8 protein-coding genes are annotated in these 9833 nt (G+C 68.6%); all 8 read left to right on the forward strand.

The features are described from left to right. The first annotated feature begins 86 nt into the window (after positions 1–86). Complete coding sequence (locus tag EJC49_RS03890; RefSeq protein ID WP_126698154.1) at positions 87–1619, forward strand: ABC transporter ATP-binding protein; 1533 nt, start codon at positions 87–89, stop codon at positions 1617–1619. Continuing rightward, on the forward strand, positions 1619–2758 hold the full coding sequence (locus tag EJC49_RS03895; protein WP_126698155.1) for an ABC transporter permease: 1140 nt from the start codon (positions 1619–1621) through the stop codon (positions 2756–2758). Before EJC49_RS03890 ends, EJC49_RS03895 begins: the two co-directional genes overlap by 1 nt. Position 2759: 1 nt before the next feature. After that, positions 2760–3722, forward strand: coding sequence for an ABC transporter permease (locus EJC49_RS03900; protein WP_126698156.1), 963 nt, complete (start codon positions 2760–2762; stop codon positions 3720–3722). A gap of 164 nt (positions 3723–3886) precedes the next feature. After that, positions 3887–4279, forward strand: coding sequence for a cytidine deaminase (gene cdd / locus EJC49_RS03905; protein ID WP_126698157.1), 393 nt, complete (start codon positions 3887–3889; stop codon positions 4277–4279). Beyond that, positions 4276–5070: a purine-nucleoside phosphorylase gene (locus tag EJC49_RS03910; RefSeq protein ID WP_126698158.1), complete on the forward strand. Its 795-nt coding sequence runs from the start codon at positions 4276–4278 to the stop codon at positions 5068–5070. Before cdd ends, EJC49_RS03910 begins: the two co-directional genes overlap by 4 nt. A 32-nt stretch (positions 5071–5102) precedes the next feature. Beyond that, positions 5103–6083 (forward strand): deoxyribose-phosphate aldolase, encoded by a 981-nt coding sequence (gene deoC / locus EJC49_RS03915; RefSeq protein WP_210211746.1) that lies wholly within the window; start codon positions 5103–5105, stop codon positions 6081–6083. Positions 6084–6093: 10 nt separating this feature from the next. Next, positions 6094–8511 (forward strand): aldehyde dehydrogenase family protein, encoded by a 2418-nt coding sequence (locus tag EJC49_RS03920; RefSeq protein ID WP_126698160.1) that lies wholly within the window; start codon positions 6094–6096, stop codon positions 8509–8511. Between the two features lie 235 nt (positions 8512–8746). Next, positions 8747–9833 (forward strand): thymidine phosphorylase (gene deoA, locus EJC49_RS03930; protein WP_126698162.1); only part of this gene is annotated, 1087 nt, incomplete at its 3' end.

The raw sequence follows: 9833 nt of genomic DNA on the forward strand, positions 1-9833 counted from the left end.
GAGAGTGAAGGATGGGCAATTGGCAACCGTGGTCGCGCGTGTTAGCAACTTTGATCAAACGATAAAAAACGAGGGGACCCGGTTGCATGGCGCCAGCTGCAATCGAACTCAAAGGCATCAACAAGAGTTTCGGCGCGGTTCATGCCAACCGTGACATCGACATCGAGATTCCGAAGGGCACGATCCACGGGATCATCGGCGAGAACGGGGCCGGCAAGTCGACGTTGATGTCGATCCTCTACGGCTTCTACCAGGCCGACAGCGGCGAGATCTTCGTCGACGGCAAGAAGACCGACATCCAGACCCCGAACGATGCCATCGCCGCCGGAATCGGCATGGTGCACCAGCATTTCATGCTGGTCGAGAATTTCACCGTGCTGGAAAACATCATCCTCGGCGCGGAGGGCTCGCAGCTGCTCAATGCCGGCATTTCGCGCGCGCGCTCCGAACTGCACCGGCTGGAGCAGGATTACGGCCTCGAGGTCGATCCGGACGCCGTCGTGGAGGAGCTGGCCGTCGGCCTGCAGCAGCGCGTCGAGATCCTGAAGGCGCTCTACCGGGGCGCCGAGATCCTGATCCTCGACGAGCCGACCGGCGTGCTGACCCCGGCCGAGGCCGATCATCTCTTCCGCATCCTGCGCATGCTGAAGGACGAGGGAAAGACGGTGGTGCTGATCACGCACAAGCTGCGCGAGATCATGGCCGTCACCGACAACGTCTCCGTGATGCGGCAAGGCACGATCGTGGCGACGCGCAAGACCGCCGCGACCACGGTGGAGGAACTGGCGGAGCTGATGGTGGGTCGCCGCGTCCTGCTGCGCGTCGACAAGGGCGAACCGAACCCCGCGGCGGTCAAGCTGTCGGTCCGGAACCTGACGGTGAAGGATTCGCGCGGCGTCACCATGGTCAACGACGTGTCCTTCGACGTGCGGGCGGGCGAGATCGTCGGCGTGGCGGGGGTGGCGGGCAACGGCCAGTCGGAACTGATCGAGACGATCGCCGGCATCCGCAAGGCGGTTTCGGGAACGGTCATGCTCGACGGCAAGCCGATCGACGTGACGGGCGCGGCCGACCCCGGCGAATTGCGCGACCGGGGCCTGGCGCACGTACCCGAGGACCGCCACCATGTCGGCCTCGTGCTGCCCTTCGAGGAGAACGAGAACGCGATGCTCGGCTACCACGACGACCCGAAATTCCTCAACGGACCTTTCCTGAACATCGACGCGATCCGCGCGGACGCGCGCGAGAAGATCCAGAAATACGACATCCGGCCTGCCGACTGCCGCCTGAAGACGGCGAATTTCTCCGGCGGCAACCAGCAGAAGATCGTGCTCGCCCGCGAGATGGAGCATGATCCGGGCGTGCTGATCGTCGGCCAGCCGACGCGCGGCGTCGACGTGGGCGCCATCGAATTCATCCACAAGCAGCTGATCGCCATGCGCGACGGCGGCAAGGCGGTGCTGCTGGTCTCGGTCGAACTCGACGAGGTGCGCTCGCTGTCCGACCGGATCCTGGTGATGTTCGACGGACGCCTGGTCGGCGAGCGCGGTCCCGACGCCACCGAAGGCGAACTCGGCCTGCTTATGGCCGGCGTCGAAGCCCGGGAGGCGGCGGAGTAATGAGCACCCCCTATGCCAAGCTGCCGGCCTGGGCCGACTACGGCCTGATCCCGGTGATCAACCTCTTCGTGGCTTTCGCGGTCGCGGGCCTCGTGGTGCTCCTGGTGGGCGAGAGCCCCGTCCAGGCGGCGACGCTGCTGATCAAGGGCGCCTTCGGCTCGGGCGCCGGCATCGGCTACACGCTGTACTATGCGACGAGCTTCATCTTCACCGGGCTCGCCGTCGCCGTCGCCTTCCATTGCGGCCTGTTCAACATCGGCGGCGAGGGCCAGGCCTATGTCGGCGGGCTCGGCGTCGCCATCGTCTGCCTGTCCTTCGACAGCGTGTTTCCGTGGTGGGTCAACTTTCCGCTGGCCATCCTCGGCAGCGCCGCGATCGGCGCCTTCTGGGCCATGATCCCGGCCATCCTGCAGGCCAAGCGCGGCAGCCACATCGTCATCACGACGATCATGTTCAACTTCATCGCCGCGAGCCTGATGGTCTACCTGCTGGTGGGGCCGCTGAAGCCGGCGAATTCGATGGCGCCGCAGACCCGCACCTTCGCGCAGGACGCCTGGCTGCCCAAGCTCGGCTGGGTGCTCGAACTGTTCGGCGCGTCGATCCGCTCGACACCGCTCAACCTGTCCTTCGTGCTGGCGCTGGTCATGGCGGTGGTGGTGTGGGTGCTGATCTGGCGCACCAAGCTCGGCTACGAGATCCGCACCTACGGGTTCAGCCCCAAGGCGGCGAAATATGCCGGCGTCGGCGAAGCGCGCATCATCGTCGTCACCATGATGCTGTCGGGCGCGCTGGCGGGGATGATGGCGCTGAACCCGGTGATGGGCGACCAGCATCGGCTGCAACTCGATTTCGTCACCGGCGCCGGCTTCGTCGGCATCGCGGTGGCGCTGATGGGCCGCTCGCATCCGGCCGGCATCGTGCCCGCGGCGATCCTGTTCGGCATGCTCTACCAGGGCGGAGCGGAAATCTCCTTCGTCATGCCCAACATCTCGCGCGACATGATCGTCATCATCCAGGGCCTGGTGATCCTGTTCGCGGGCGCGCTGGAGCACATGTTCAGGCCGAGCCTGCAGGCCGCGCTCGCGAGCCTTTCGCCGAAATCGATGGGCATGAACGCGACCAAGCGGGAAGGAGCCTGACATGGATACGCTGGTCCAGCTCCTCGACGCGATGGTGCGCGTTTCCGTGCCGTTGCTGCTCGCCTGCCTCGCCGGCCTCTATTCGGAGCGTTCGGGCGTCTTCGACATCGGGCTGGAGGGCAAGATGCTGGCCGGCGCCTTTGCCGGCGCGGCGGCCGCGGCCGCCTCCGGCTCGGCCTGGATCGGCCTGTCGGCCGCCATCCTGGTGGCGGTGTTCCTGGCGCTGGTGCACGGCTTCGCCTCGATCACCCATCGCGGCAACCAGATCGTCTCGGGCGTCGCGATCAACTTCATCGCGGCGGGCTCGACCATCATTCTCGGCCAGGCCTGGTTCAGGCAGGGCGGGCGGACCCCGTCGCTGGCCGGCGATGCGCGGTTCCAGACGATCGAGCTTCCGGGGGCGGCGGCCGTGCGCGACGTGCCCGTGCTCGGGCCGATCTATTCCGAGATCATCTCTGGCCATTCCATCCTGGTCTATTTCGCCTTCTTCATGGTGCCGTTCACCTGGTGGGCGCTGTTTCGCACCCGCTTCGGCCTGCGGCTGCGCGCGGTGGGCGAAAATCCGGCCGCGGTCGACACCGCCGGCATCTCGGTCACCTGGCTGCGATACCGCGCGGTGATCATCACCGGCATCCTGACCGGCGTCGCGGGCGCCTATCTCTCGGTGGCGCAGAACGCCGGCTTCGTGAAGGACATGACGGCGGGCAAGGGCTTCATCGCGCTCGCGGCGCTGATCTTCGCCAAGTGGAAGCCGGTGCCGGCCATGTTCGCCTGCCTGCTGTTCGGTTTCCTCGAAGCCTCGTCGATCCGCTTCCAGGGCATGGACTGGCCGCTGGTGGGCCGTGTCCCCGTGCAGCTGATCAACGCCCTGCCCTTCGTGCTGACCGTCATCCTGCTCGCCGGCTTCATCGGCCGGGCCGTTCCGCCGAAGGCCGGCGGGGTGGCCTATGTGAAGGAGCGGTGAGGGGGAGTGGGAAGTGGGCAATCGGCAGTCGGCAGTCGGCAGTCGGAAACAAGTGGACCCGTCCGACGTCCCGCCAGAATAGCCGCTGCCGCCTCAAAGGCGCATGAAACAATCTCGACTGCCGACTGCCGACTGCCGACTGCCGATTTTCCCCCGGAGCCCCCATGTCCCACGATCTCTTCGAAGCAGCGCGCAAGGCCATGGCGAGGGCGCATGCGCCCTACTCGAAATTCCCGGTCGGGGCCGCCCTGCGCACCACTGACGGCCGCATCTATGCCGGCGCCAACATGGAGGTGGCGTCCTATCCGGAGGGCTGGTGCGCCGAGACGACAATGCTCGGCCACTATGTGATGGACGGCGGCGGGGAGATCGCGGAAGTGGCGGTCTTGGCCGAGCGCATGGCCCGCATCACGCCTTGCGGCGGCTGCCGGCAGCGACTGGCCGAGTTCGGCCGCGCCGACACGAAGCTGCATTTGTGCGACGAAACCGGTATAGTGGAGACAACGACCCTGGGGGCCATGCTTCCCCTGGGCTTCCAGGGAGACATTCTGAAGTGAAGACCGCGATCGATCATCTCGTCGAGAAGCTGGCCGGGCGAACGGCGGACACGGCCCTCGTGCTCGGCTCCGGCCTGGGCGGCCTCGTCGACGACCTGGAGGATGCGGTGCGCATTCCCTATGGCGATCTGCCCGGTTTTCCCGTCAGCGGCGTCTCGGGCCATGCCGGGCAGATCGTCGCCGGCCGCTTCGGAGGGGCGCCGGTGCTGATGCTGGCCGGCCGCGCGCATTATTACGAGCATGGCAATGCCGCCGCCATGCGCCCGGTGCTGGAGACGCTCGCCGGGATCGGCGTGACCAAGCTCGTCCTCACCAATGCCGCCGGCTCGCTGCGGCCCGAGATGGGCCCGGGCTCGGTGATGCTGATCACCGACCACATCAATTTTTCCGGCTCCAACCCGCTGTTCGGCGAACCGACCGACCGTCGCTTCGTGGGCCTGACGGAAGCCTATGACGCGGGCATCCGCGCGGCGCTGAAGGCCGCCGCCGCCGCGACGGACACGCCGCTGCACGAAGGCGTCTACATGTGGTTTTCCGGCCCGTCCTTCGAGACGCCGGCCGAAATCCGCATGGCCCGCATCGTCGGCGCCGACGCGGTGGGCATGTCGACCGTGCCGGAAGTGATTCTCGCCCGCTTCCTCGGCATGCGGGTCGCGGCCTGTTCGGTGATCACCAACCTGGCGGCCGGCATGACCGGCCAGGAGCTTTCGCATCAGGAGACCAAGGACATGGCGCCGCTGGGCGGCGCGCGCCTGGCCGCGATCCTGCGCAAGGCGATCGGAGAGATTTGATGAACGCCAGAACCGCCGAGCCCGCGTCCGGCATGGCGACCGGGCTGGTGAGGATCGAACAGCCGCAGGCGCGCGTCGAGGGCGTGCCGTTCCAGGCCGACTGGTTCGACGCAGTGGACGTGAACCTGTCGGCGGTCGAGCGCCGGACGGCCACGCTCGGCGCCCGTCGCTCGGTGAAGAAGGAGTGGCAGGCGGCCTGGCTGGTCAAGGCGATCCAGTGCATCGACCTGACGACGCTGGCCGGCGACGACACGCCGGGCCGCGTGCAGCGGCTCTGCGCCAAGGCGCGGCATCCGCTGCGCGACGATCTCGTCGAGGCGCTGGGGCTGACCGGCCGCCGGCTGACGACGGGCGCGGTGTGCGTCTATCCCACGATGGTGCGCACGGCGGTGAAGGCGCTCGAAGGCTCGGGCATCCCGGTCGCCTCGGTGGCGACGGGCTTTCCCGCCGGGCTGACGCCGCTGGAGCAGCGGCTGGCCGAGATCCGCTACGCGGTCGGCGAGGGCGCCGAGGAGATCGACATCGTCATCACCCGGGCGCATGCGCTGACCGGCAACTGGCAGGCGCTCTACGACGAGATCAGCCTGATGCGCGAAGCCTGCGGCAATGCCCACATGAAGGCGATCCTGGCCACGGGCGAACTGAAGACGCTGACCAACGTCTACCGCGCCTCGATGGTGGCGATGATGGCCGGCTCCGATTTCATCAAGACGTCCACCGGCATGGAAGGCGTCAACGCCACGCTGCCGGTCAGCCTCGTCATGGTGCGCGCCATCCGCGACTTCCTGGAGCGGACCGGCCAGCGCGTCGGCTTCAAGCCGGCCGGCGGCATCCGCGCCGCCAAGGACGCGCTCGCCTGGCTGATCCTGATGAAGGAGGAACTGGGCCGCGACTGGCTGGACCCCGACATGTTCCGCTTCGGCGCCAGCGCGCTGCTCTCCGACATCGAGCGCCAGCTCGAGCATTTCGTGACGGGGCGCTATTCGTCGACGGACCGGCACGGGATGGCGTGAGGCACAGCGGATGAACAAGATCGTGACCATCCTCGACAGCATGGACTACGGCCCCTCGCCGGAGGAAGACAGCCATGTCCGCGCCTGGCTGACGCGTCATGGCGGCCGGTTCGGCCAGTTCATCGGCGGGCGGCTGACCAAGCCGGACGGGACGACGTTCGAAGTGCGCAATCCGGCCGATGGCGAATTGCTGGCCGAGGTCGCCGAAGCCGGCGAGGCCGAGGTCGAGGCGGCCGTGAAGGCGGCGACGTCGGCGTTCAAGTCCTGGTCGGCGCTGTCGGGCACCGAACGCGCGCGCCATCTCTACGCCATTGCCCGCCAGGTGCAGAAGCATGCCCGCTTCCTCGCGGTGCTGGAGACGCTCGACAACGGCAAGCCGATCCGCGAGACGCGCGACATCGACGTGCCGCTGGTCGCGCGGCACTTTTACCACCATGCCGGCTGGGCGGAACTGCGCGACGACGAATTCCCCGGCCATGCGCCGGCCGGCGTCTGCGGCCAGATCATCCCGTGGAACTTCCCGCTCTTGATGCTGGCCTGGAAGGTCGCGCCCGCGCTCGCGGCCGGCTGCACGGTGGTGCTGAAATCGGCCGAGCACACGCCGCTGACGGCGCTCGCCTTCGCCGAGCTCTGCGCCGAGGCCGGGCTGCCGGCCGGCGTCTTCAACCTCGTCAATGGCGGCGGCACCACCGGCGCGCTGGTGGCCGGCCATCCCGGCCTCGCCAAGCTCGCTTTCACCGGCTCGACCGAGGTGGGCCGACTGCTGCGCCGCCAGACGGCCGGCTCGGGCAAGAAGCTCTCGCTCGAACTCGGCGGCAAGTCGCCCTTCATCGTGTTCGACAGCGCCGACATCGACGCCGCCGTGGAGGGCGTGGTCGACGCCATCTGGTTCAACCAGGGCGAGGTCTGCTGCGCCGGCTCGCGCGCCCTCGTGCAGGAGGGCATCGCCGACCGGTTCCACGCGAAGCTGCGGGCGCGCATGGAGCGGCTTCGCGTCGGCTCGCCGCTCGACAAGTCGACCGACATCGGCGCCGTCGTCGCGCCGGTGCAGATCGCCTCGATCCGCGCCAAGGTCGAGGCCGGGGTGGCGGAGGGCGCAACGCTGTGGCAGCCGTCCTGGGCGGACGAAGCGTTCGCCAGGGCGACCGAAAAGGGATGCTTCTTCCCGCCGAGCCTGTTCACCGGCGTCTCTCCCGCTTCGGCGCTGGCGCAGGAGGAGATCTTCGGGCCGGTGCTGGTGTCGATGACCTTCCGCACGCCGGGCGAGGCGGTCACGCTCGCCAACAACAGCCGCTACGGCCTTGCCGCCTCGATCTGGTCGCAGAATCTCGACGTCGCCTTCGATGCCGCGCGCAAGGTGAAGGCCGGCGTGGTGTGGATCAATTCCACCAACCTGTTCGATGCCGCCGTCGGCTTCGGCGGCTACAAGGAAAGCGGCTTCGGCCGCGAGGGTGGCCGCGAAGGCATGCTCGAATATCTCGTGCCGGCCTGGGAGAAGAAGGCGCGGCCCGTGCCCGCCGGCAAGGCGCTGCCGGCACCGGTGCCGGTCGATGGCGACGCGGGTCCCGGCTCGGTGTCCGCGTCGCTCGACCGCACGGTGAAGCTCTACATCGGCGGCCGGCAAATGCGGCCCGATTCGGGCTATTCCTATCCGGTGCTCGACCCGAAGGGCCGGCTGATCACCGAGGCCGGCTGGGGCAGCCGCAAGGACATCCGCAACGCGGTGGAGGCCGCGCGCAAGGCCGACGCCTGGTCCGACATGACCGGCCATGCCCGAGCGCAGGTGCTGTGGTTCCTGGCCGAAAACCTCGAACTGCGGGCCGCAGAGTTCGCCGCCCGCATCGACCGCATGACCGGCGTCGGTTCCAAGCAGGCCACGCGCGAGGTGGCGGCCTCGGTGGCGCGCATCGTCCACTACGCCGCCCGCGCCGACAAGCATGACGGCCGCGTGCGCGCGCCGCAGGGCCGAATGCTGGCGCTGGCGCTGCCCGAACCCTTCGAGGTGATCGGCATCTCCTGCCCGGACGAGGCGCCGCTGCTCGGTTTCGTCTCGCTGGTGGCGCCGGCGATCGCCATGGGCAACCGCGTCGTCGTCACGCCCTCGCAGCACCATCCGCTGGCGGCCTGCGACCTCTACCAGGTGCTCGACACGTCGGACGTGCCGGACGGCGTGGTCAACATCGTCACCGGCGACCGCGACCAGCTCGCCGTCGTGATGGCCAGACACGACGACATCGCCGCCTGCTGGTATGCCGGCTCGGCGGACGGCAGCGCCATGGTGGAGCGCGAATCGGCCGGCAATCTCAAGGCCACCTGGGTCAACCACGGCAAGGCGCGCGACTGGCATGATCCGGCGCAGGGACAGGGCGAGGAATTCCTGTTCCGGGCGACGCGGATCAAGTCGATCTGGACGCCGTTCGGGGTGTGAGGGTGGGTGGTCTCGTCATGATGTCTTTGCCCTACGGCGCCCCCCTCTGCCTGCCGGCATCTCCCCCACAAGGGGGGAGATCGGCGGCTTCGGCCTCGACGCTTCTCCTGCGACGTTGGCGATTGGCGAAGACTGCCGAGCGAGCGATCTCCCCCCTTGTGGGGGAGATGGCCGGCAGGCCAGAGGGGGGCGCGAAGAAGCTCGACGCTGCGGTCTGGCGGTCGGGGGCCACCTGATGCTCCCGCAGGAAATCATCCGGAAAAAGCGCGACGGCAAGACGCTGACGTCGGACGAGGTCGCCTTCTTCGTCCGCGGCCTCGCCGACGAGAGCGTCACCGAGGGACAGGTCGCGGCACTGGCCATGGCGGTGTTCTTCAACGGGATGAGCCGCGACGAGGCCGTGGCGCTGACGCTCGCCATGCGCGATTCCGGCGACGTGCTCGCCTGGGATCTGCCCGGCCCGGTGGTCGACAAGCACTCGACCGGCGGCGTCGGCGACAACGTTTCGCTCATGCTGGCGCCGATCGCGGCCGCCTGCGGCGCCTTCGTGCCGATGATTTCCGGCCGGGGGCTCGGCCACACCGGCGGGACGCTGGACAAGATGGATTCTATCCCCGGCTATGTCAGTCAGCCGGCTAACGACCTCTTCCGCCGTACCGTGAAGACCGTCGGCTGCGCCATCATCGGCCAGACCGGGGACCTGGCGCCGGCCGACAAGCGCTTCTATGCCATCCGCGACGTGACGGCGACGGTGGAGTCGATCCCGCTGATCACCGCCTCGATCCTGTCGAAGAAGCTCGCAGCCGGGCTTCAGGCGCTGGTGCTCGACGTGAAGGCCGGCAATGGCGCCTTCATGGCGAAGAGCCGCGACGCGGCCGGGCTGGCGAAGAGCCTGGTCGAGGTCGCCAACGGCGCGGGACTGGCGACCACCGCGCTGATCACCGACATGAGCGAACCGCTGGCCTCGGCGGCCGGAAACGCGCTCGAGGTGGTCAACGCTGTCGACTTCCTGACCGGGCGGATGCGCGATCCGCGGCTCGCAGAGGTGACGCTGGCGCTCGCCGCCGAAATGCTCGTCGCCGCCCGGCTATCCGCTTCCCCGGTCGAGGGCGAGGCGATGGCGCGCCGCGCGCTGGAGAGCGGACAGGCCGCCGAGACCTTCGACCGCATGGTCGCCGCACTGGGCGGGCCGACAGACTTCGTCGCGAACTGCCGTCGGCACCTGCCCGAGGCGCCGGTGATCCGCGCCGTGCCGGCGCCGGCGACCGGCCATGTGATCGGCGTGGACACCCGCGCCATCGGCGTGGCGGTGGTGGCGCTGG

This window comes from Aquibium carbonis (assembly GCF_003970795.1).
Lineage (GTDB): Bacteria > Pseudomonadota > Alphaproteobacteria > Rhizobiales > Rhizobiaceae > Aquibium > Aquibium carbonis.